We start from the raw sequence: 20,828 nt of genomic DNA, 5'->3' as shown, positions 1-20,828 counted from the left end.
TGACTCCTGGTTCCCGGCCCCAGCCATGGCCCCTGCTTCCGGGCCCCGCCGTAACCCCTACTGCCGCTCCACCAACGTCAACAACGTCACCTCAGGCGGACAAGCGAACCGCACCGGCGTGAAGCGGTTCGTCCCGCACCCCGCCGACACATGCAGATACGACGTCCGTCCCTCCGCCGTGTGCCGCGACAGCCCCTTCACCCGCTCCGTGTCCAGGTCGCAGTTGGTGACCAGGGCGCCGTAGAAGGGGATGCAGAGCTGGCCGCCATGGGTGTGGCCCGCCAGGATCAGGGGATACGAGTCCGCCGCGAAGGCGTCCAGCACGCGCAGATACGGCGCGTGCACCACCCCCATCGAGAAGTCCGCCGCCGTCGACGGACCGCCCGCCACCTGCTGGTACCGGTCGCGCTTGATGTGCGGGTCGTCCAGGCCGGTCAGCTCCACCGACGCGCCCTCGATCTTCAGCGTGCCTCGTGTGTTCGTCAGGTTCAGCCAGCCCGCCGCGTCGAAACCGTCCCGCAGGTCCTCCCACGGGTTGTGGATCACGCCGACGGCCGGCGGGTTGCCGTTCAGGCCGTGGCGGCCGACGGCCTTCTCCACCAGGTAGCGGGCCGGGTTACGGAACCTGGGGCCGTAGTAGTCGTTCGAGCCGAAGACATACGCGCCCGGGAACTCCATCAGCGGGCCGAGCGCGTCCAGGACCTCCGGCACGCCCTCCGGGTCGGACAGGTTGTCGCCCGTGTTGATCACGAAGTCGGGGCGCAGTCCGGCCAGCGAGCGCAGCCAGCGCTGCTTCTTGCGCTGGCCGCTCACCAGGTGGATGTCGGAGACCTGCAGGACGCGCAGCGGGCGCATCCCGGCGGGGAGGACGGGGACCGTCACCCGCCGCAGCCGGAAGGAGCGGGCCTCGAACCCCGCCGCGTACACCACACCGGCGGCGCCGGCCGCCGCGATCCCCAGAGGTACTCCGTATCGAGCGCGCATACGTCCATCGTGTCAGACCCGGAAGAGGCCCCGAGCCCCACGGCCCCTTAAATCAGCGGGCGTCGGGGCTTGCGCACCTGCGACAATCGGACCCATGACCACCACGCTCAAGTCGAAGCTGCACGAAGACCTCAACGCCGCGATCAAGGAGCGCGACGAGCTCCGCTCCTCGACGCTCCGGCTGACCCTCACCGCGATCACCAAGGAGGAGGTCGCGGGCACGGAGAAGCGCGAGCTCTCCGACGACGAGGTGCTGAAGGTGATCGCCAAGGAGGCGAAGAAGCGCCGCGAGGCGGCGGACGCCTTCGCGCAGGGTGGTCGCGCCGAGAGTGCCGAGCGGGAGAAGGCTGAGGGCGAGGTGCTCGCCGAGTACCTGCCCAAGCAGCTGAGCGACGAGGAGTTGAACGACATCGTCGCCCAGGCCGTCGAGGAGGCGAAGGCCGCCGGTGCCGAGGGACCGCGAGCCATGGGCGCCGTCATGAAGATCGTGAACCCGAAGGTGGCCGGCCTGGCCGAGGGCGGCCGTGTCGCCGCCGCGGTCAAGAAGCTGCTGGCCGGCTGACCGACTCCGGTCGCCGAGAACAGCGACGGCCCCTTTCTCCTCGTAGACGAAGTGGACGAAGTAGAAGAACTTCGCTCCTACGAGGAGAAAGGGGCCGTCGGCCGTAGGGGACCGGCGTCTCAGCCGCGCCGCCCCCCGTTGCCGTTCCCGTTGCTCGTGCCCTGGAACAGGTTGTCCGGGATGGAGAAGGTCGGTGACGGGACGGTGGTGCCGCCGTCCGTGCCGCCGGTGGTCAGGCCGCCGATGAGGCCGCCGTTGGTGGTGCCGCCGTTGTCACCCTTGTTGCCGTCGTCATTCCCCTTGCCCTTGTTGCCGTCGGGGATGTCGACGAGGTTGAACTGCTCCACCGGCTTGCCGTCGAGGGCGCCGGTCATCATGTCGCGCCAGATCGGGCCGGGGACCTTGCCGCCGTAGACCTTCTCGTTCCAGACGCCGCCGATGCTGATGTTCTTCATCTGGCGCTTGTGAGCCGGGTCGCCGACCCAGACCGCGCCCGCCATGTTCGGGGTGAAGCCGACGAACCAGGCGGCGTAGCGGTTGTCCGTCGTACCGGTCTTGCCGGCGCTCGGGCGGTCGGTGAGGCCCGCCTCCGTACCCGTACCGTCCTCGACCACGCCCTTCAGCAGGGTCGTCACGGTGTCGGCGGTCTTCTCCGACATGGCGCGCGAACAGGTCGACTTCGGAACTTCCAGGGACTTCTTCTGGCTGCCGACGGTCTGGGTGATCGACTCGATGGCGACCGGCGTGCAGTACATACCGCGCGAGGCGAAGGTCGCGTACGCGTTCGCCATCGTCAGCGGGGACATCTCCTGGGTGCCGAGGGCGATGGAGGGGGCCTGGGTGATCTTGTTGCCGTCCGCGCGCGCCACGCCCATCTTGCCGGCCATCTGGACGACCGGGCAGATGCCGATGTCGCTGATCAGCTGCACGTAGTAGGTGTTGACCGACTTCGCGGTCGCCTGCTTCATGCTGTACGGGCCGTGCTCCTCGGTGCTCTCGTTCGTGAGCTTGGCCGGGTTGTTCGGGTCGGTGCGCCACTCGTTGCCGTCGCAGATGGAGACCGGGCTCGGGTAGTTCATCTGGTACGGCGAGGAGTACGACTGGGTCGCCGGCGTACCGCCCTCGATGGCGGCGGCGGCCACGATCGGCTTGAACGTCGAACCGGGCTGGTAGCCGGCGCCGCCGCCCATGGACTGGTTGACGGACAGGTTGATCTGCGTCTCGTGCTTGCCGAAACCGTACGGGCGGGACTGGCCCATGGCCAGGATCTTGCCGGTGCCGGGCTCGACGATGGTCGCGGCCGTGGCCACGTCGTCGGTCTTGTAGACGTGCTCCTTGATCGACGCCTGGACCGACTCCTGGGACTGCGGGTCGAGGGTCGTGTGGATCGTCAGACCGCCCTGGTTCCAGACCTTGGCCCGGGCCTCCCTGGTCTTGCCGAAGATCGGGTCGGTGAGGAAGATCTCGCGGACGTAGTCGCAGAAGAAGCCGGCGCCCTTCACGGCGGTGATGCAGCCGTTCTTGGGCTGGCTCGGTTTCAGGCCCAGCGGCGTCTTCTTGGCCTTGTCGGCCTCCGCCTGGGAGATGTCGCCGAGTTCGGCCATGCGCTGCAGCACGACGTTACGGCGCTTGGTGGCCTCCGTGGCGTCGTTGACCGGGTCGTAGCGGCTCGGGGACTGGACGATGCCGGCAAGCAGCGCCGCCTGCTGGACGTTGAGGTCCTTGGCGTGCTTGGAGAAGTAGCGCTGGGAGGCGGCCTCGACGCCATAGGCCTGCTCGCCGAAGAACGTGATGTTCAGGTAGTTCTCGAGGATCTTCTTCTTGCCGAGCTCTTCCTCGATCTGGATCGCGTACTTCAGTTCCTTGATCTTGCGGCCGAGTGTCTGCTGCGTGGCCTGCGCGACCTTCGTCGGGTCGTCGCCGGCCTCCTCGATCGCGACGTTCTTCACGAGTTGCTGGGTGAGCGTGGAGGCGCCCTGGGACACCCCGCCGCTCTGCGCGTTCTTGTTGAGGGCGCGCAGGACGCCCTTCAGGTCGATGGCGCCGTGCTGGTAGAAGCGCGAGTCCTCGATCGCGACGATCGCCTTCTGCATGTACGGCGACATGTCCTTGAGGGGGACCACCGTACGGTCGCGTGAGTACACCGTGGCGATCTGACCGCCGTCGGCGTCGAGGATGGTGGTGCGCTGGCTCAGCGGCGGTGTCTTGAGGTTGGCCGGGAGCTCGTCGAAGCTCTCCACCGATCCCTTGGCCGCAAGCCCGAGCGCGCCGAAGGCGGGCAGCGCGATCCCGGCCATGACGGCACCGGCGAGCACGCTGACACCGAGGAACTTGGCGGCCTGCTGCGTTGAGGACAGACCACCGCCCGAGCGCTTCTTTGGCATGAGGGCAGCCTACGTTCTCAATCGCCGGACACGCGTATATGCCTTGGCCTAAGCTGCTCTCAACTGTCACAGCAGTAGGGCCACGTATCAATACGTCCGGCGACCCCGAATCGTTCCGGAGGTTCCCCAACTTTTTTGGTGGGGGCGTGTCCGAATCGGCCTTGTGTGTCACCTGGCGTCCGTTGTGACTCAATGGAACTGTCCCGGTTTGCCGGGAAGATCACGCATGTCGCCAGCTCACTCCCCCGGGTGATCTGCCGCTTACGCATAGTCCGTTCGGGCCATTCAAGATTGGGCCCGAAGGGGGTGTTGCGCTGTGCCCGCCTTCCGTAACGTCCTCAACTGGCGGCGGTGAATATGCCGCTGCCGCCGTGGGGGAGCCTCGATTCGGGAGAGGACGGCGCCGGTATGGGCTGGGTAACCGACTGGAGTGCGCAGGCCGCCTGTCGCACTACCGATCCGGATGAACTGTTCGTTCAGGGAGCAGCGCAGAACAGGGCCAAGGCGGTGTGCACCGGATGCCCGGTACGCACCGAGTGCCTGGCCGACGCGCTCGACAACCGCGTCGAGTTCGGCGTGTGGGGAGGCATGACGGAGCGTGAGCGCCGCGCACTGCTGCGCAGGCGGCCCACCGTGACCTCCTGGCGCCGGCTTCTTGAGACGGCTCGGGTGGAGTACGAACGCGGCGTGGGCATCCTGCCGCTCGACGACGACGAGGTGTACGAGAACTACGCGGCGGTGAGCTGAGGGCACCCCTCGGCTCAGTCGACGACGGATTCGGGCAACTCCGGCCGGTTGGCCGCGAGTCGGTCACCGATGTCCCGCAGCCCCGCGAGGTCATGCACATCGCCGGGCAGCGCGGCCACTTCGGCCACCGCCACCTCGGGGTGGAGCGCGGTGAAGCGGTCACGCGTGCGCTGCTCGCGGGAGAGCAGCCGCATACGCTCGGCGTGCAGCCTCAACAGGCCCGCGGTGAGCCGGTCCACGCCCTGGTCCACACCGTCCGGACCGGGGGAGTTGGTCTCGGACGGGTCGGACGCGGTGGGCCGGGATGCGTCGGAATCGACGGGCTCGGCGGCTTCGGATGCGGGAGATTCTGAACTGCCGTACGTGTCGGGAGAGTTACGAAGTCCAGCTTTCCCGCCGTCCTGATCGACAATGCGGGGCTCCACAAGATTTTCCGCGGCGGCGAGCGCGCGCTCGGCCGACAGCCGGTCGGCGCCGCTGCCGTGGACCCGGTTGAGCACCAGTCCGGCAAGCGGCATGTCCTCGGCCGCCAGCCGCTCCACGAAGTACGCGGCCTCCCTGAGCGCGTCCCGCTCCGGCGCCGCCACCACCAGGAACGCCGTCCCGGGCGCCTGCAGCAGCTTGTACGTGGCGTCCGCGCGCGTGCGGAACCCGCCGAAGGTGGTGTCCATCGCGGCCACGAACGTCTGGACGTCCTTGAGGAGTTGACCGCCCAGCAGCTTGCCGAGGGTGCCGGTCATCATCGACATCCCGACGTTCAGGAACTTCATCCCCGCCCGGCCGCCGAGTTTGGCCGGCGCGGTCAGCAGCCGGATCAGCCGGCCGTCCAGGAACGACCCGAGCCGCTTGGGCGCGTCCAGAAAGTCCAGCGCCGAGCGGGAGGGCGGGGTGTCGACGACGATCAGGTCCCACTCGTCCCGCGCCCGCAGTTGGCCCAGCTTCTCCATCGCCATGTACTCCTGCGTGCCGGCGAAGCCCGCGGAGAGCGACTGGTAGAAGGGGTTGGTCAGGATCGCGGCCGCCCGCTCACCGTCCGCGTGCGCCTCGACGATCTCGTCGAAGGTGCGCTTCATGTCGAGCATCATGGCGTGCAGTTCGCCGTCGCCCTCGACGTCCTTCACCCGGCGTGGGGTGTTGTCCAGGGAGTCGATGCCCATGGACTGGGCGAGCCGGCGCGCCGGGTCGATGGTCAGGACGACCACCTTGCGCCCGCGCTCGGCGGCCCTGAGCCCGAGCGCGGCCGCCGTCGTGGTCTTGCCCACACCGCCCGAGCCGCAGCACACCACGATCCGCGTCCTGGGGTCGTCGATCAGCGGGTCGACGTCGAGCACACGCGTGGAGGAGAGGCCGTGCTGAACATGGGCCGGGTTCGGACTCATGACATCCCTTGCTTCCGCAGCTCCGTGGCCAGCTCGTACAGGCCCGCCAGGTCCATGCCCTCGGCGAGCAGCGGCAGTTCGTGCAGCGGCAGGCCCAACTCGCCGAGCACCGACCGCTGCTCGTGCTCCAGCGCGTACCGCTCGGCGTACTCCTCGGCCTGCCGCAGCAGCGGGTCCACCAGCTTCTCGGCGTTGCCGCCCCGCCGCGCGCCGCCCAGCCCCGCCGCCGACAGTGCCCTCGCGACAGAAGAACGCGGCACGCCCCGTACGAGTTCCAGATCCGAGCCGTCCAACACCTCGGGCCGCACCATGTTGACGATGATCCGCCCCACCGGCAGCTTCGCGGCGCGCAGTTCGGCGATGCCGTCGGCGGTCTCCTGGACCGGCATCTCCTCCAGCAGCGTCACCAGGTGCACGGCCGTCTCGGCCGACTTCAGCACCCGCATCACGGCCTGCGCCTGATTGTGTATCGGCCCTATCTTCGCGAGGCCCGCCACCTCGTCGTTGACGTTCAGGAAGCGGGTGATGCGGCCGGTGGGCGGCGCGTCCATCACGACGTAGTCGTAGGCGAACCGCCCGCTCTTCTCCTTCCTGCGCACCGCCTCGCACGCCTTGCCGGTCAGCAGGACGTCCCTGAGGCCCGGCGCGATGGTGGTGGCGAAGTCGATCGCGCCGAGTTTCTTCAGGGCTCTGCCGGCACCCCCGAGCTTGTAGAACATCTGGAGGTAGTCCAGAAGGGCCAGTTCGGGGTCGATGGCGAGGGCGTACACCTCCCCGCCCCCTGGAGCGACGGCGATCTTCCGCTCCTCGTAGGGCAGCGCTTCCGTCTCGAAGAGCTGCGCGATGCCCTGGCGCCCCTCGACCTCGACGAGAAGCGTCCGCTTCCCCTCGGTCGCGAGGGCCAACGCGAGGGCGGCGGCGACCGTCGTCTTTCCGGTCCCGCCCTTGCCGCTGACGACCTGGAGCCTGCTCACGTCTTCGAGCCTAACCAGTCCCTGTGCCGATCACGCGGCAGCCTGTGGACAACTCGGCCACGGACCGTGCGCGCCCAGCGGCTAAAGTCGGCCACATGACCAAGAAGTGGGAATACGCGACTGTGCCGCTGCTCGTCCATGCCACGAAGCAGATCCTGGACACCTGGGGCGAGGACGGCTGGGAGCTCGTCCAGGTCGTGCCCGGGCCGAACAACCCCGAGCAGCTGGTGGCCTACCTGAAGCGGGAGAAGCAGTGATGGGCGCCGTCGAGGCGAAGCTCGCCGAACTCGGTCTGACCCTGCCGGAGGTCGTCCCGCCGCTGGCCGCGTACCAGCCGGCCGTCCAGACGGGTGCCTACGTGTACACGTCCGGCCAGCTCCCCATGGTGGAGGGCAAGCTGCCCGTCACCGGCAAGGTCGGTGCGGAGGTCACCCCGGAGGAGGCCAAGGACCTGGCCCGCACCTGCGCGCTGAACGCCCTGGCCGCCGTGAAGTCCGTCACCGGCGACCTCGACCGTATCGCGCGCGTGGTGAAGGTCGTCGGCTTCGTCGCCTCCGCCTCGGACTTCACCGGCCAGCCCGGTGTGATCAACGGCGCGAGCGAGCTGCTCGGCGCGGTCCTCGGCGACAAGGGCGTGCACGCGCGCAGTGCCGTCGGCGTGGCCGTGCTGCCGCTGGACGCCCCGGTCGAGGTGGAGATCCAGGTGGAGCTCACCGAGGCGTAGCCGCAGCTCTGACCTCGGGGACCTCTCGAACATTCGCGCACCACGGGATAGCCTCCGCCCATGGCGAATGGGCAGTGGTTTCCGCAGGACTGGCCGGAACGCATCCGCGCGGTGGCAGAGGGCACCCTCACTCCGGTCGTCCCCAAGCGCGCGGCCACCGTCATGCTCCTGAAGGACACCGACTCCGGCCCCTTCGTCCACATGCTGCGCAGACGCGCCTCCATGGCCTTCGCCGGAGGCGCGTACGCGTATCCGGGCGGTGGCGTCGACCCCCGCGACGACGAGCACCAGATCCGCTGGGCGGGCCCCACGCGCGCGTGGTGGGCCGAGCGGCTCGGCGTCGACGAGCAGGAGGCCCAGGCGATCGTCTGCGCGGCCGTACGGGAGACGTACGAGGAGGCGGGCGTCCTGCTCGCCGGCTCCTCCGCCGACTCCGTGGTCGACGACACCAGGGGCGAGGACTGGGAGGCGGACCGCGCGGCCGTCGCCGCCCGCGAGTTCTCCTTCGCGGAGTTCCTCGACCGCAGAGGCCTGGTCCTGCGCTCGGACCTCCTGGGCGCCTGGACCCGCTGGATCACCCCGGAGTTCGAGTCGCGGCGCTACGACACCTGGTTCTTCGTCGCCGCCCTCCCGCAGGGCCAGCGCACCCGCAACGCCTCCACGGAGGCCGACCGCACGGTGTGGATCCGGCCCCAGGAGGCCGCCGACCGCTACGACAAGGGCGAGCTGCTGATGATGCCGCCCACGATCGCCACCCTGCGTCAGCTGGCCGCGTACGCCACGGCCGAGGAGGCGCTCGCCGCCGCCCCCGACCGCGACATGACCGCCGTACTGGCACAGGCCCGCCTGGAGGAGGGAGACGGCCAGATCGTGCTGACCTGGCCCGGCCACGACGAGTTCACCAAGCGCATCCCGACCGACGCCCCGACCGGTGGAGCCTCCGCATGACCGATGCCGCAGCCCTCCCGGGCCAGCCGAGGGGTGGGGTCCTGACGGGGCCCGCAACCCCCCGGGCCGTCAACGTCCTGGCCCCCAACGCCTCGGTCATGACCCTGGACGGCACCAACACCTGGATCCTGGCGGAGCCGGACTCCGACCTGGCGGTCGTGGTCGACCCCGGTCCGCTGGACGAGGGCCACCTGCGCAACGTCGTCGACACCGCCGAGAAGGCCGGCAGGCGCATCGCCCTCACCCTCCTCACCCACGGCCACCCGGACCACGCGGAGGGCGCCGCCCGCTTCGCCGGGCTGACGGCCACCAAGGTGCGGGCCCTGGACCCGGCGCTGCGGCTGGGCGACGAGGGACTGGGCGCCGGTGACGTGGTCACGGTCGGCGGCCTGGAGCTCAGGGTGGTCCCGACCCCGGGCCATACGTCGGACTCCCTGTGCTTCCATCTCCCGGCCGATCAAGCCGTCCTCACCGGCGACACCGTCCTCGGCCGCGGCACCACGGTCGTGGCGCATCCAGACGGCCGCCTGGGCGACTACCTGGACTCGCTACGACGGCTGCGCTCGCTGACGGTCGACGACGGGGTGCACACGGTGCTCCCCGGCCACGGGCCCGTCCTGGAGGACGCCCAGGGCGCCGTCGAGTTCTACCTCGCCCACCGCGCCCACCGCCTCGCCCAGGTCGAGACGGCGGTCGAGAACGGCTACAGCACGCCCTCACAGGTCGTCGAGCACGTGTACGCGGACGTGGACCGCTCCCTGTGGCCGGCGGCGGAGCTGTCGGTGCGGGCGCAGTTGGACTACCTGGAGGAGCACGGGCTGATCTAGGACCTGTTGCGAAATCCCGCCTGCCCTGCGGGCGGACGACGGGACTTTCGCAACAGGTCCTAGTCCGGCCTGGGGGCCTTCACGCCGTGCACGCGCGCGTACTCGTCGGCGAGCCACGGCCCGAGGTCCTCGACGTACGAACGCAGCACGGCGGCGTCACCGGTCGGCTGGTATCCACGTACGGCCGCCGCACGCATCTGCTCCGCCCGCTCCGGGTAGTACGCCCCGAAGGCCTCGGCCATTTCCACCAGATCGCTGGTCCAGCCGTTCCAGCGGGGCATCACGAGGGTGAACCCGGTGCGGACGAGATGCCGGGACATGAACCGCACCAGGGGCAGCCGGGCCGTGTCGCTGTCCTCGACCCGCGCAATCCGATCCCGCCAGCGGGGGAGGAGCCGGGCGAGGTCCCCGTTGGTCTCGCGGGCAAGCCGCGAGTCGGGCCGGTAGCGCGGCAGGTACTCGGCGAGGTCCTCCCCGAGCAACGGCGTGCACAGACAAGCGACGAACCACCCGAGGTCGTACGTCTCCGCCTCGCTCAGCAGCCGATCCCGCCCGTACAGCAGCGTGCCGACACCGTCGATCTGCGGGAACAGCTTGTCGAGGGCCTCCCCGAGCGCCCGTACGCCCTCCCGGTCCGTGTCGGTCGGCTCCTCGTACAGCGCGACGAGCAGATCGAGATCACTGCGCCCCACGCGCGCGGTGCCACGCGGAACCGACCCATAGAGGTACGCGCTGTGCAGCCGCACCCCGAAGAGATCGAGCAACTGGTCACGTGCAGCCGCGACGACGGGGCGGAAGGCGTGGGGGATACGGCCGAGGGAGCCTTCGCGCTCGATGTGGCCCTGGGGGTCGAGACCCTTGGAGCGAACCGTTTCAGCCATGAGACAACTGTGCCAACTTCAGCCTGCCCGGCGTTCGAGGACTGGGCCGTTCAGACCGAACGGGGGTCTGGGGGCGGAGCCCCCAGAAGCGCGGCCGGGACCAAGCGTCAGCGGGACCGCTTGGCGAGCCTCTCGACGTCCAGGAGGATCACCGCACGCGCCTCGAGGCGGAGCCACCCCCGCTGGGCGAAGTCGGCGAGCGCCTTGTTGACCGTCTCGCGCGACGCGCCGACCAGCTGGGCCAGCTCCTCCTGCGTGAGGTCGTGGACGACGTGGATGCCCTCCTCGGACTGCACGCCGAAGCGGCGGGACAGGTCCAGCAGGGCGCGGGCGACGCGGCCGGGGACGTCCGAGAAGACCAGGTCGGACATCTGGTCGTTGGTCTTGCGCAGGCGCCGCGCGACGGCGCGCAGCAGGGCGCCGGCGACCTCGGGCCGGACGTTCAGCCAGGGCTGGAGGTCGCCGTGGCCGAGACCCAGCAGCTTGACCTCGGTCAGCGCCGTGGCCGTCGCCGTACGAGGGCCCGGGTCGAACAGCGACAGCTCGCCGATGAGCTCGCCGGGGCCGACGACGGCGAGCATGTTCTCGCGGCCGTCTGGCGAGGTGCGGTGCAGCTTGACCTTGCCCTCGGTGACGACATACAGCCGGTCACCGGGGTCGCCCTCGTGGAAGAGCGAGTCACCGCGCGCGAGGGTCACCTCACTCATGGAGGCGCGAAGCTCCGCGGCCTGCTCGTCGTCGAGCGCCGCGAAGAGCGGGTTCCGCCGCAGAACGTCGTCCACGAGTTCTCTCCTTGTCGACCTGCTCAGGGGATCTTGCTTCCCCTTCGTACCAGGGGACCGTGCTCCCCATTTTGCCGGACGGTCCAAACAGTGTGATCTGTCACAAGGATGCCGCACACATGTCCCGAGGTAAGCGGCAGGGGTCCAATTGGGGGCTGATCTCCTGGGTCCGGGGCGGATGTCAGTGGGGGGCTTTAGGCTGGCCGGGTGTCCAAATCGCCGGTGAGAGCACAGGCCAAGGGGGCTGGACGGGTGGTTGTACGTCGTGATTCCGCTGTGGGCGAACAAGGCCCCGGTGGCGGAAAGAAACCGGCAAAAACGACAAAAAGTTCTGCGGTGAAGAAGGTCGTGACGAAGAAGGCGGTTGTGAAAAAGACGGCGGCCGTCAAAAAGGCGACCGTCGCTCCGAAGAAGGCCACGGCCGCTGTGAAGGGCGCCTCCGCCGCGAAGGCCGTCGCCAAGCCGCCGAAGGGCGAGTCGCAGACGGCTCTCGTGCGCCGCGCCCGCCGTATCAACCGCGAGCTGGCCGAGGTCTTTCCTTACGCGCACCCCGAGTTGGACTTCGAGAACCCCTTCCAGCTCGTCGTCGCCACGGTCCTGTCCGCCCAGACCACCGACCTCAGGGTCAACCAGACGACACCGGGACTGTTCGCCAAGTACCCCACCCCCGAGGACCTGGCCGCCGCCAACCCCGAGGAGGTCGAGGAGATCCTCCGGCCGACCGGCTTCTTCCGGGCCAAGACCAAGTCGGTGATAGGGCTGTCGAAGGCGCTGGTGGAGCAGTTCGGCGGCGAGGTGCCCGGCAAGCTGGAGGACCTGGTCAAGCTGCCCGGCGTCGGCCGCAAGACCGCGTTCGTGGTGCTCGGCAACGCGTTCGGGCGCCCCGGCATCACTGTGGACACGCACTTCCAGCGGCTGGTCCGGCGCTGGCAGTGGACGGCCGAGACGGACCCCGACAAGATCGAGGCCGCCGTGGGAGCGCTCTTTCCCAAGAGTGACTGGACGGACCTCTCGCACCACGTGATCTGGCACGGCCGCCGCATCTGCCACGCCCGCAAGCCCGCCTGCGGCGCCTGCCCCATCGCCCCGCTCTGCCCGGCGTACGGCGAGGGCGAGACGGACCCCGAGAAGGCGAGGAAGCTCCTCAAGTACGAGAAGGGCGGCTTCCCCGGCCAACGCCTCAACCCACCCCAGTCCTACCTGGACGCAGGCGGCAAGGCGGCACCGCCGCTGGGGGCCGGATGACGGGGCGGAGGACGCCGGCGCTATGGAGGATCCCGGTGTCGAGGAGGACCTGGCTGCCTGCGGCGACCGACATCGCCGAGACCGGCGCGTCCGTGCCCGAGATTGCTGCCGCTCCTTCGGCGCGGCGCGGCGGCCAAGTCCCGGGGTCGACCCATATCGCCGAGACCGGCGCCCCCGCGGCCGGTGCACTCGCGCCCGGGACGGCTGCCGTGCCCGCGTCGCCGTGCTGCGGCGGGTGGCGGGGGATTCGCGGGTCATGGTCGGTCCATGTTGCCGGGGCCGGGGTACGCCTGGTCGGCCCTTTGGCGGCCGGTGCACTCGCGCCCGGGACGGCTGCCGTGCCCGCGTCGCCGTGCTGCGGCGGGTGGCGGGGGATTCGCGGGTCATGGTCGGTCCATGTTGCCGGGGCCGGGGTACGCCTGGTCGGCGCTTTCGCGGCCGGTGAGCTCGCGCCCGAGACCGCCGCCGCGTCCTCGTCACCGCGCTGCGGCCGGAGGCCGTGGCCCGCTGGCACGCCTGAGGCTGACCCGTTCGTATCCCAGACCGCTGCCGCGCCCGTGCTGCTGTGCAGCGGCCCGCAGGCGTCTCAGGGGCGATCTCCGGGGCGATCTCAGGGTTGCGGGGCGGAACGATCAAGGGAGTGCCGGGCGTTGGATCGGGCAGGGCGACGGGGGTGGGTATGACGCGGGCGAGCGAGACGCAGGGTGGGTCGGTGACGGTCAGCAAGGAAGGTCTGCCGGGCTGGCTGGATCCGGTGGTGCGGGCCGTGGAGACGGTGGAACCGCTGCAGCTGAGCCGTTTCCTGCCGCCCGAGGACGGGGCGGGGCGGCAGTCGGCGGTGCTCGTGCTGTTCGGCGAGGGCGAGCGCGGCCCCGAACTGCTGCTGATGGAGCGGGCAGGTTCGCTCAGGTCCCATGCCGGGCAGCCCTCCTTCCCCGGCGGCGCCCTCGACCCCGAGGACGGCGACCCGAAGGCCGACGGGCCGCTGCGGGCAGCTCTCCGCGAGGCCGAGGAGGAGACCGGGCTCGACCCGTCCGGCGTCCAGCTCTTCGGCGTCCTGCCCAAGCTGTACATCCCGGTCAGCGGCTTCGTGGTGACCCCGGTGATGGGCTGGTGGCGCGAGCCGAGCCCGGTCGCGGCGATGGATCCGAACGAGACGGCGAGGGTCTTCACGGTCCCCGTGGCGGATCTCACGAACCCGGACAACCGCGCCCTGACCGTCCACCCCAGCGGCCACCGAGGTCCGGCATTCCTGGTCGAATCGGCCCTGGTCTGGGGCTTCACGGCCGGAATCATCGACCGCCTGCTCCACTACTCCGGCTGGGAGCAGCCCTGGGACCGCGAGAAGCAGGTCCCGCTCGACTGGCGGTCATGACAGGGTGTCCACCGTGAATGTGCTGGACATCCTGTTGCTGGTCGCAGCCGTGTGGTTCGCGATCGTGGGCTACCGCCAGGGCTTCGTCGTCGGCATCCTGTCGGTGATCGGTTTCCTGGGCGGGGGTCTCGTCGCCGTCTACACGCTGCCCGTCATCTGGGACGCGCTGACCGACAACTCCGAGGTGAGTACGACCGCCGCCGTGGTCGCGGTGATCATCGTGATCGTCTGCGCCTCCGTCGGCCAGGCTCTGACCACCCACCTCGGCAACAAGCTGCGCCGGTACATCACCTGGTCCCCGGCCCGCGCCCTGGACGCGACGGGCGGCGCCCTCGTCAACGTCGTCGCGATGCTCCTCGTCGCGTGGCTGATCGGCTCCGCCCTCGCCGGCACCACCCTGCCGACCCTAGGCAAGGAGGTCCGCGGCTCCAAGGTCCTCCTCGGCGTCTCCCGGGCCCTGCCCTCCCAGGCCGACACCTGGTTCGCCGACTTCTCCTCGGTCCTCGCGCAGAACGGCTTCCCACAGGTCTTCAGCCCGTTCTCGAACGAGCCGATCACCGACGTCAAGCCCCCGGACCCCGCCCTCGCGCACAGCGTGGTGGCCACCAGCGCGAAGAGGTCCATCGTCAAGGTCATGGGCACCGCCACGAGCTGTGGCAAGGTCCTGGAGGGCACCGGCTTCGTCTTCGGCGACCGCCGCGTGCTGACCAACGCGCACGTGGTCGGCGGCGTCGACGAGCCCACCGTCCAGATCGGCGGCGAGGGCAGGAAGTACGACGCCACGGTCGTCCTCTACGACTGGCACCGCGACATCGCCGTACTCGACGTCCCCGACCTCAAGGCACCGGCCCTCAAGTTCTCGCCCACGGATGCCAAGAGCGGCGACGGCGCGATCATCGCGGGCTTCCCGGAGAACGGCTCGTACGACGTCCGCGCCGCACGCGTGCGTGGCCGCATCCCGGCCAACGGCCCGGACATCTACCACCGCGGCACCGTGCGCCGGGACGTCTACTCGCTGTACGCGACGGTCCGCCAGGGCAACTCCGGCGGCCCGCTGCTCACTCCCCAGGGGGAGGTGTACGGCGTGGTCTTCGCGAAGTCCCTCGACGACGCCGACACCGGGTACGCGCTCACCGCGGACGAGATCCAGACGGACATCGTCAAGGGGCGCAGCGCGAACCAGCAGGTGGACAGCGACAGCTGTGCGTTGTGAGCGTCAGCCCCTGGGGTGACGCAGGCGCACCGAGACCCAGCGGGCCCGGCGGCGCAGGATGCGTGGGATGCCCACCCGGAGGTCCGTGCCCGCCATCTGCGGGGCACCCCCTCGCTGGTGGGAGCTCAGGCCCGAGGCCGAGCGGCGATTGCGTGCTGCGTCACTGTAGTCGTGCGTCCAGCCCATACCCCGACGTGTGCCCCCGCCCCAAGGTCGATAACCGCCCCCACGGCCCCCAATTGGCCTATGCGCCGGGCATTTGGCTGTTCGTAGGACAGGGGTTCGGTTCCGGATACCGGGCGCATCGGCTCGGTCACCGATCGGGTTCGGGGTCTTTCAGCCAGTTGATGAGTTCCGTGGAGAAGGCGCCCGGGTCCTCCTCGTGCGGGAAGTGCCCGAGACCGTCGAACAGCCGCCAGCGGTACGGCGCTTCGACGTACTCGCCGGAGCCGGCCGCGCTCCGCGTCCGCATCACCGGGTCCAGCGAGCCGTGCAGATGCAGGGTCGGCACCCGCAGAGGGCGCTTCATCCGGCGGTTGAACTGGATGCCGTCCGGGCGGGCCATGGACCGCACCATCCAGCGGTACGGCTCGACCGAGCAGTGGGCCGTGGAGGGGATCATCATCGCGCGGCGGTACGTGTCCAGCGTCTCGTCGTCCGGGAGGTTCGGGCCGGACCAGTCCCGGATCAGGTCGGCGACGAGCGCGCCGTCGTCGGCGGTGAGCTGCCGCTCGGGGAGCCAGGGCCGCTGAAACCCCCAGATGTAGGAGCCGGCGCGGGTCTGCTTGACGTCGGAGAGCATCGCCGAGCGCCAGCGCCGCGGGTGTGGCATCGAGGAGACGGCGAGGCGACGTACCAGCTTCGGGCGCATGACGGCCGCCGTCCACGCCAGATAGCCGCCCAGGTCATGGCCGACCAGAGCGGCGTCGGGCTCGCCGAGGGAGCGGATCACACCGGTGATGTCGAGCGCGAGGTTGGCGGGGTCGTAGCCGCGCGGGGTGCGGTCGCTGCCGCCGACCCCGCGCAGATCCATGGCGACGGCCCGGAAGCCCGCGTCGGCGAGCGCGGTCAGCTGGTGCCGCCAGGCCCACCAGAACTGGGGGAAGCCGTGCAGCAGCAGCACCAGCGGGCCGTCACCGACCTCGGCGATATGGAAGCGCGCGCCGTTCGCGGCGACGTCGCGATGCGTCAGCTTCGTCCCGTCGGGGAGGGCGCCCGGCCGTACGACCGAGGTGGGTTGCGCCGATGGTGTGGCGGGATCCGTCATGAGGACGAGCGTGCCACAGCCTCGATGGCCGCGGGCGCGCGGTCCTCGATGGCGGGGGTGGTCGGCGCCTCGGGCCGCGGGTGCGGCTTGGCCTTCTGCAGGACGCCCGCGGTCTCCTTCATCGACGCGGCGACCTTCTGCGGGCCCTGGCTCTTCTTCGCCTTCTTCGCGAAGACCACGCCGATCAGCGCGAGGACGACCGCGACCAGGACGTTCGCCGCGAAGGACAGCAGGAAGCAGATCGCGAGGTTCCAGTCGCTCCAGGTCCGAATGCCGTACGCCAGCGCGAAGTTGAGCATCGGCAGCGAGAACACCAGTACGGCACCGGCCACGGTGAACGCGCCGCCGCTCGTCGCACCGCGCTTGACGTCCTGCTTGAGCTGGGCCTTGGCCAGCGCGATCTCGTCGTGCACCAGCGCCGACATCTCGGTCGTCGCCGAGGCGAACAGCTGGCCGATGCTGCGTTCGGCGCCGACCGGCCTGCCGTCGGGTGCGCTCATCGCGGTCTCCCTCGTCTGCATGACTGCAATCTTCTGTCCGACTGCAAGTGAACGGTCCTTTTGTACCGTCCCGTCAGATCATGCCGGACGGTCGTCCTCGTCGCCTGCCCCGCCCGGCACTTGGGCAACCGCTTCTCGCTCGGCGGCCTTCTTTTCGGCGATCCGGCGGTGCTCGGCGGCCTTGTTCTCGTAGATGGCCGCCATACGCAGGTGGTACGCCGGGTCGTCCTGCTCATAGATGTCCGGGATGCCGTCGAGGTCCTCGTCCCGCTCCTCGGCCTCGCACAGCCTTCGGTACTTCGCGTTGCGCACCTTCAGCAGCACGGTCGCGAGGGTCGCCGCGATCAGCGACCCGGTGAGTACGGCGGCCTTGACCTCGTCGGTCAGTACGGCGTCCCCGTCGAAGGCCAGCTCCCCGATGAGCAGCGACACGGTGAACCCGATGCCGGCCAGGGTCGCCACCGCGAACACGTCGGCCCACTCCAGGTCCTCACTGAGCGAGGCCCTGGTGAAGCGCGCCGTCAGCCATGTACCGCCGAAGATCCCGACCGCTTTGCCGACGACAAGCCCGAGGACGACGCCCAGCGTCTCCGGCTTGGTGAACACATCGCCGAGCGCTCCGCCGGAGATCGCGACACCGGCGCTGAACAGGGCGAACAGTGGAACCGCGAGGCCCGCCGACAGGGGTCGTACGAGATGTTCGATGTGCTCGCCGGGGGAGTGCTCCTCGCCCTCGTGGCGGTGGCAGCGCAGCATCAGCCCCATGGCGACGCCGGCGATGGTCGCGTGGACGCCGCTGTTGTACATCAGGCCCCAGACGACGAGCGCGAGCGGGACGTAGACGTACCAGCCGCGCACCCCCTTCCGCAGCAGCAGCCAGAAGACCGCGAGGCCGACCGCGGCCCCGCCGAGCGCGGCGAAGTTGATCGAACTGGTGAAGAAGACGGCGATGATCAGGATCGCGAAGAGGTCGTCGACGACGGCGAGGGTGAGCAGGAAGGCGCGCAGGGCGCTGGGGAGCGATGTTCCGATGACGGCGAGTACGGCCAGCGCGAAGGCGATGTCGGTGGCGGTCGGCACCGCCCAGCCCTGGAGCGAGCCGCCGCCGGTGACGTTGGTGAGCGTGTAGACGAGCGCCGGTACGGCCATGCCGCACAGGGCGGCCACGACGGGCAGCGCGGCGGCCTTGGGGTCGCGGAGGTCCCCGGCGACCAGCTCACGCTTGAGCTCGATCCCGGCGACGAAGAAGAAGACGGCGAGCAGCCCGTCGGCGGCCCAGTGCGCGACCGAGAGGTGGAGGCCGAGGGCCTCGGGACCGAAGTGGAAGTGGCTGACGCTCTCGTAACTGTCGTGCAGCGTCGGGATGTTCACCCAGATCAGCGCGGTGACGGCGGCGACGAGCAGCAGCATACCGCCGACGGTCTCGGTCCGCAGCGCATCCGCGACGAACGTCCGCTCGGGCAGGGACAGACGTCCGAGAACCTTGCGGGGAGCGGTGGTGCGGGGCGGGGCCATCGGGGAGACCTCCGGTCGGTGGGCATGACACAGCTACTCGCCGACCAGACTTCCCGGCGCACCTCGAGGCTCACGTTGTTTTGCTTAGTTTACCTAAAAGGGGCGCCCGGCGCGTGCTGCGCCGAACGCCCCTTCGGATCCGGGGTGACTCAGTCCTCGCTGGGCGCCGCCGGCAGCTTCGCCTGGATCAGGTCCATCACCGTCGAGTCCGTCAGCGTCGTCACGTCACCCAGCTGGCGGTTCTCGGCCACGTCCCGCAGCAGACGGCGCATGATCTTGCCGGAGCGGGTCTTCGGCAGCTCCGCCACCGGCAGGATCCGCTTCGGCTTGGCGATCGGGCCGAGCGTGGCGCCGACGTGGTTGCGCAACGCGTTGACCAGGCCCTCGTCCTCGGCGTTCGCCGTACCCCGCAGGATCACGAAGGCGACGATCGCCTGCCCGGTCGTCTCGTCCGCCGCACCCACGACGGCCGCCTCGGCGACCGAGGGGTGGGAGACGAGGGCCGACTCCACCTCGGTCGTCGAGATGTTGTGCCCGGACACGAGCATCACGTCGTCCACCCGGCCCAGCAGCCAGATGTCCCCGTCGTCGTCCTTCTTCGCCCCGTCACCGGCGAAGTACTTGCCCTCGAACCGCGACCAGTACGTGTCGAGGAACCGCTGGTCGTCGCCCCAGATGGTGCGCAGCATCGACGGCCACGGCTCGGTGAGGACCAGGTAGCCACCGCCGCCGTTCGGCACCTCCATCGCCTCGTCGTCGACGACGGTCGCGGAGATACCGGGCAGCGGGGTCTGTGCCGAACCCGGCTTGGTCTCGGTCACACCCGGCAGCGGCGAGATCATCATCGCGCCGGTCTCGGTCTGCCACCAGGTGTCGACGATCGGCGTCCGGTCGGCACCGATGTGCTTCCGGTACCAGATCCAGGCCTCGGGGTTGATGGGCTCACCGACGGAGCCGAGAACCCTCAACGAGGACAGATCGAACTTCGCGGGGATGTCGTCGCCCCACTTCATGAACGTACGAATGGCCGTGGGTGCCGTGTACAGGATGGTGACGCCGTACTTCTGCACGATCTCCCAGAAGCGGCCCTGGTGCGGGGTGTCCGGCGTGCCCTCGTACATGACCTGGGTCGCGCCGTTGGCGAGCGGCCCGTAGACGATGTACGAGTGCCCGGTGACCCAGCCGACGTCGGCCGTGCACCAGTACACGTCGGTCTCCGGCTTGAGGTCGAAGACGGCGTGGTGGGTGTACGCGGCCTGGGTCAGGTAGCCGCCGGAGGTGTGCAGGATGCCCTTCGGCTTACCCGTCGTACCGGACGTGTACAGGATGAACAGCGGGTGCTCGGCCTCGAGCGCCTCGGGCGTGTGCTCGGCCGGCTGCCGCTCGACGATCTCGTGCCACCACACGTCACGGCTGTCGTCCCAGGCGACCTCCTGGCCGGTACGGCGTACGACGAGGACGTGCTCGACGTTGTCCACCTTGCCGACCGCCTCGTCGACGGCCGGCTTGAGCGCGGACGGCTTGCCGCGCCGGTAGCCACCGTCGGAGGTGATGACGACCTTGGCGTCGGCGTCCTGGATACGGGTCGCGAGCGCGTCGGCCGAGAAGCCGCCGAAGACGACGGAGTGCGCGGCGCCGATCCGCGCGCACGCCAGCATCGCGATCGCCGTCTCCGGGATCATCGGCATGTAGACGGCGACCCGGTCGCCCTTCTGAACTCCCAGCTCCAGCAGGGCGTTCGCCGCCTTGCTCACCTCGTCCTTGAGCTCGGCGTAGGTGATGGCACGACCGTCGCCGGGCTCGCCCTCGAAGTGGATGGCGACCCGGTCGCCGTTGCCCGCCTCGACATGACGGTCGACGCAGTTGTACGCCACATTGAGCGCGCCGTCCTTGAACCACTTGGCGAACGGCGGGTTCGACCAGTCCAGCGTCTCCGTCGGCTCCTTGGCCCACGTCAGCCGGCGGGCCTGCTCGGCCCAGAAACCGAGCCGGTCAGCCTTGGCCTGTTCATACGCCTCCGCGGTGACATTGGCGTTCGCCGCCAGGTCGGCGGGGGGTGCGAACCTGCGCTCTTCCTTGAGCAGGTTGGCCAGGCTCTCGTTGCTCACGGCATCTGCCTTTCCCAGGGTGTCCGTTGTGTCCCAGGCCACAGCTCATCAGACCCGGGGGGCCGATGACAAGGGCCGATCGAGAATTGGTTTAGACCTGTGTGTCCGTCTGCTTCGACTGCTGATACGGCCCGTTCGGCGGCCGGGGTCATCCGTACCCACGGACGCCGTCGAGACGGAGTTCAGCCTCTGTAACGCCTTTCACACTCCGGCCCAAGTACAGATGAAGCGCCACCGACGAGGAGGGGGAGACCGAGTGGAAGGGATACGGGGCGGGCCGGCCGAGGCGGCTCGCGACCCACGGCTCTTCGAAGAGTTCTACCGGCGCCATGTGGATGCGGTGACATCCTTCGTGGCCCGGCGTGTCGCCGATGCCCACACGGTGGCCGACCTGACGGCCGAGGTCTTCCTCA

General features: G+C 69.7%; 20 protein-coding genes and 1 pseudogene. 10 read left to right on the top strand and 11 right to left on the bottom strand.

Going from position 1 to position 20,828, the window contains the following annotated elements; all coding sequences use genetic code 11:
- Nucleotides 1-57 precede the first annotated feature (57 nt).
- Entirely contained in the window at nucleotides 58-984 is a 927-nt protein-coding gene (locus ACWC09_RS13595) for a metallophosphoesterase (protein ID WP_450850687.1), read from the bottom strand.
- Nucleotides 985-1,078: 94 nt separating this feature from the next.
- Here ACWC09_RS13595 and ACWC09_RS13590 point away from each other — a divergent pair, with 94 nt between their 5' ends.
- A complete protein-coding gene (locus ACWC09_RS13590) occupies nucleotides 1,079-1,546 on the top strand; it encodes a GatB/YqeY domain-containing protein (RefSeq protein ID WP_450850686.1) in 468 nt (155 codons plus the stop codon).
- A gap of 119 nt (nucleotides 1,547-1,665) precedes the next feature.
- Here the strand turns inward: ACWC09_RS13590 and ACWC09_RS13585 are convergent, their stop codons facing one another.
- Complete coding sequence (locus tag ACWC09_RS13585) at nucleotides 1,666-3,930, bottom strand: transglycosylase domain-containing protein (RefSeq protein WP_450850685.1); 2,265 nt, start codon at nucleotides 3,928-3,930, stop codon at nucleotides 1,666-1,668.
- Between the two features lie 408 nt (nucleotides 3,931-4,338).
- Between ACWC09_RS13585 and wblA the strand changes: the two genes are divergently transcribed.
- Nucleotides 4,339-4,677 carry a transcriptional regulator WblA gene (wblA, locus tag ACWC09_RS13580; RefSeq protein ID WP_058924101.1) on the top strand — a complete coding sequence of 113 codons (339 nt, stop codon included), beginning with the start codon at nucleotides 4,339-4,341 and terminating at the stop codon, nucleotides 4,675-4,677.
- 14 nt (nucleotides 4,678-4,691) lie between these two features.
- Here the strand turns inward: wblA and ACWC09_RS13575 are convergent, their stop codons facing one another.
- Both ACWC09_RS13575 and ACWC09_RS13570 read right to left on the bottom strand, forming a co-directional pair.
- Nucleotides 4,692-6,056, bottom strand: coding sequence for an ArsA family ATPase (locus ACWC09_RS13575; RefSeq protein ID WP_450850684.1), 1,365 nt, complete (start codon nucleotides 6,054-6,056; stop codon nucleotides 4,692-4,694).
- Nucleotides 6,053-7,030, bottom strand: a complete 978-nt coding sequence (locus ACWC09_RS13570) for an ArsA family ATPase (protein WP_450850683.1) — start codon at nucleotides 7,028-7,030, stop codon at nucleotides 6,053-6,055. Before ACWC09_RS13570 ends, ACWC09_RS13575 begins: the two co-directional genes overlap by 4 nt.
- Nucleotides 7,031-7,125: 95 nt before the next feature.
- Between ACWC09_RS13570 and ACWC09_RS13565 the strand changes: the two genes are divergently transcribed.
- The 4 genes from ACWC09_RS13565 to ACWC09_RS13550 are packed head-to-tail and all read left to right on the top strand — an operon-like array spanning nucleotide 7,126 to nucleotide 9,529.
- On the top strand, nucleotides 7,126-7,287 hold the full coding sequence (locus ACWC09_RS13565; RefSeq protein WP_450850682.1) for a DUF4177 domain-containing protein: 162 nt from the start codon (nucleotides 7,126-7,128) through the stop codon (nucleotides 7,285-7,287).
- Complete coding sequence (locus ACWC09_RS13560; RefSeq protein ID WP_450850681.1) at nucleotides 7,287-7,754, top strand: RidA family protein; 468 nt, start codon at nucleotides 7,287-7,289, stop codon at nucleotides 7,752-7,754. Before ACWC09_RS13565 ends, ACWC09_RS13560 begins: the two co-directional genes overlap by 1 nt.
- Nucleotides 7,755-7,814: 60 nt before the next feature.
- Complete coding sequence (locus ACWC09_RS13555) at nucleotides 7,815-8,702, top strand: NUDIX hydrolase (protein ID WP_450850680.1); 888 nt, start codon at nucleotides 7,815-7,817, stop codon at nucleotides 8,700-8,702.
- Nucleotides 8,699-9,529, top strand: coding sequence for an MBL fold metallo-hydrolase (locus tag ACWC09_RS13550; protein ID WP_450850679.1), 831 nt, complete (start codon nucleotides 8,699-8,701; stop codon nucleotides 9,527-9,529). The genes ACWC09_RS13555 and ACWC09_RS13550 overlap by 4 nt, the downstream gene beginning before the upstream one ends.
- Nucleotides 9,530-9,588: 59 nt before the next feature.
- Here the strand turns inward: ACWC09_RS13550 and ACWC09_RS13545 are convergent, their stop codons facing one another.
- Nucleotides 9,589-10,410, bottom strand: a complete 822-nt coding sequence (locus ACWC09_RS13545; RefSeq protein ID WP_450850678.1) for a nucleotidyltransferase domain-containing protein — start codon at nucleotides 10,408-10,410, stop codon at nucleotides 9,589-9,591.
- 107 nt (nucleotides 10,411-10,517) lie between these two features.
- Entirely contained in the window at nucleotides 10,518-11,192 is a 675-nt protein-coding gene (locus tag ACWC09_RS13540) for a Crp/Fnr family transcriptional regulator (protein WP_058924095.1), read from the bottom strand.
- A 336-nt stretch (nucleotides 11,193-11,528) separates the two neighbouring features.
- Here ACWC09_RS13540 and nth point away from each other — a divergent pair, with 336 nt between their 5' ends.
- The 3 genes from nth to ACWC09_RS13525 all read left to right on the top strand — a co-directional run bounded on the left by nth (nucleotide 11,529) and on the right by ACWC09_RS13525 (nucleotide 15,025).
- Complete coding sequence (gene nth / locus ACWC09_RS13535; protein ID WP_450850677.1) at nucleotides 11,529-12,437, top strand: endonuclease III; 909 nt, start codon at nucleotides 11,529-11,531, stop codon at nucleotides 12,435-12,437.
- 679 nt (nucleotides 12,438-13,116) lie between these two features.
- Nucleotides 13,117-13,812: an NUDIX hydrolase gene (locus tag ACWC09_RS13530; RefSeq protein WP_450850676.1), complete on the top strand. Its 696-nt coding sequence runs from the start codon at nucleotides 13,117-13,119 to the stop codon at nucleotides 13,810-13,812.
- 13 nt (nucleotides 13,813-13,825) lie between these two features.
- Nucleotides 13,826-15,025, top strand: coding sequence for a MarP family serine protease (locus tag ACWC09_RS13525; protein ID WP_450850675.1), 1,200 nt, complete (start codon nucleotides 13,826-13,828; stop codon nucleotides 15,023-15,025).
- Nucleotides 15,026-15,028: 3 nt separating this feature from the next.
- Here ACWC09_RS13525 and ACWC09_RS13520 read toward each other — a convergent pair whose 3' ends face one another.
- From ACWC09_RS13520 to acs, 5 genes are all read right to left on the bottom strand, one after another.
- Nucleotides 15,029-15,211, bottom strand: coding sequence for a hypothetical protein (locus tag ACWC09_RS13520; RefSeq protein WP_078912721.1), 183 nt, complete (start codon nucleotides 15,209-15,211; stop codon nucleotides 15,029-15,031).
- 127 nt (nucleotides 15,212-15,338) lie between these two features.
- A complete protein-coding gene (locus tag ACWC09_RS13515) occupies nucleotides 15,339-16,292 on the bottom strand; it encodes an alpha/beta fold hydrolase (RefSeq protein ID WP_450850674.1) in 954 nt (317 codons plus the stop codon).
- Nucleotides 16,289-16,792 carry a phage holin family protein gene (locus ACWC09_RS13510; RefSeq protein WP_450850673.1) on the bottom strand — a complete coding sequence of 168 codons (504 nt, stop codon included), beginning with the start codon at nucleotides 16,790-16,792 and terminating at the stop codon, nucleotides 16,289-16,291. The genes ACWC09_RS13515 and ACWC09_RS13510 overlap by 4 nt, the downstream gene beginning before the upstream one ends.
- Nucleotides 16,793-16,870: 78 nt before the next feature.
- Nucleotides 16,871-18,307: a Na+/H+ antiporter NhaA gene (nhaA, locus tag ACWC09_RS13505; protein WP_450850672.1), complete on the bottom strand. Its 1,437-nt coding sequence runs from the start codon at nucleotides 18,305-18,307 to the stop codon at nucleotides 16,871-16,873.
- Between the two features lie 149 nt (nucleotides 18,308-18,456).
- Nucleotides 18,457-20,415 carry an acetate--CoA ligase gene (gene acs, locus ACWC09_RS13500; RefSeq protein WP_450850671.1) on the bottom strand — a complete coding sequence of 653 codons (1,959 nt, stop codon included), beginning with the start codon at nucleotides 20,413-20,415 and terminating at the stop codon, nucleotides 18,457-18,459.
- Nucleotides 20,416-20,638: 223 nt separating this feature from the next.
- Here acs and ACWC09_RS13495 point away from each other — a divergent pair.
- Nucleotides 20,639-20,827 (top strand): annotated as a pseudogene (locus ACWC09_RS13495) (RNA polymerase subunit sigma); the annotation flags it as partial.
- Nucleotide 20,828 lies beyond the last annotated feature (1 nt).

Source organism: Streptomyces sp. NPDC001617 (assembly GCF_053596855.1).
The sequence above is the reverse complement of the archived record's forward strand: the minus strand, read 5'-3'. Positions and strand labels throughout refer to the sequence as shown.

What these genes read in the sequence shown, in the direction of transcription:
- ACWC09_RS13595 (WP_450850687.1), bottom strand. Translation starts at nt 984, where the DNA reads ATGCGCGCTCGATACGGAGTACCTCTGGGGATCGCGGCGGCCGGCGCC.
- ACWC09_RS13590 (WP_450850686.1), top strand. Translation starts at nt 1,079, where the DNA reads ATGACCACCACGCTCAAGTCGAAGCTGCACGAAGACCTCAACGCCGCG.
- ACWC09_RS13585 (WP_450850685.1), bottom strand. Translation starts at nt 3,930, where the DNA reads ATGCCAAAGAAGCGCTCGGGCGGTGGTCTGTCCTCAACGCAGCAGGCC.
- wblA (WP_058924101.1), top strand. Translation starts at nt 4,339, where the DNA reads ATGGGCTGGGTAACCGACTGGAGTGCGCAGGCCGCCTGTCGCACTACC.
- ACWC09_RS13575 (WP_450850684.1), bottom strand. Translation starts at nt 6,056, where the DNA reads ATGAGTCCGAACCCGGCCCATGTTCAGCACGGCCTCTCCTCCACGCGT.
- ACWC09_RS13565 (WP_450850682.1), top strand. Translation starts at nt 7,126, where the DNA reads ATGACCAAGAAGTGGGAATACGCGACTGTGCCGCTGCTCGTCCATGCC.
- ACWC09_RS13560 (WP_450850681.1), top strand. Translation starts at nt 7,287, where the DNA reads ATGGGCGCCGTCGAGGCGAAGCTCGCCGAACTCGGTCTGACCCTGCCG.
- ACWC09_RS13555 (WP_450850680.1), top strand. Translation starts at nt 7,815, where the DNA reads ATGGCGAATGGGCAGTGGTTTCCGCAGGACTGGCCGGAACGCATCCGC.
- ACWC09_RS13550 (WP_450850679.1), top strand. Translation starts at nt 8,699, where the DNA reads ATGACCGATGCCGCAGCCCTCCCGGGCCAGCCGAGGGGTGGGGTCCTG.
- ACWC09_RS13545 (WP_450850678.1), bottom strand. Translation starts at nt 10,410, where the DNA reads ATGGCTGAAACGGTTCGCTCCAAGGGTCTCGACCCCCAGGGCCACATC.
- ACWC09_RS13530 (WP_450850676.1), top strand. Translation starts at nt 13,117, where the DNA reads ATGACGCGGGCGAGCGAGACGCAGGGTGGGTCGGTGACGGTCAGCAAG.
- ACWC09_RS13520 (WP_078912721.1), bottom strand. Translation starts at nt 15,211, where the DNA reads ATGGGCTGGACGCACGACTACAGTGACGCAGCACGCAATCGCCGCTCG.
- ACWC09_RS13515 (WP_450850674.1), bottom strand. Translation starts at nt 16,292, where the DNA reads ATGACGGATCCCGCCACACCATCGGCGCAACCCACCTCGGTCGTACGG.
- ACWC09_RS13510 (WP_450850673.1), bottom strand. Translation starts at nt 16,792, where the DNA reads ATGAGCGCACCCGACGGCAGGCCGGTCGGCGCCGAACGCAGCATCGGC.
- nhaA (WP_450850672.1), bottom strand. Translation starts at nt 18,307, where the DNA reads ATGGCCCCGCCCCGCACCACCGCTCCCCGCAAGGTTCTCGGACGTCTG.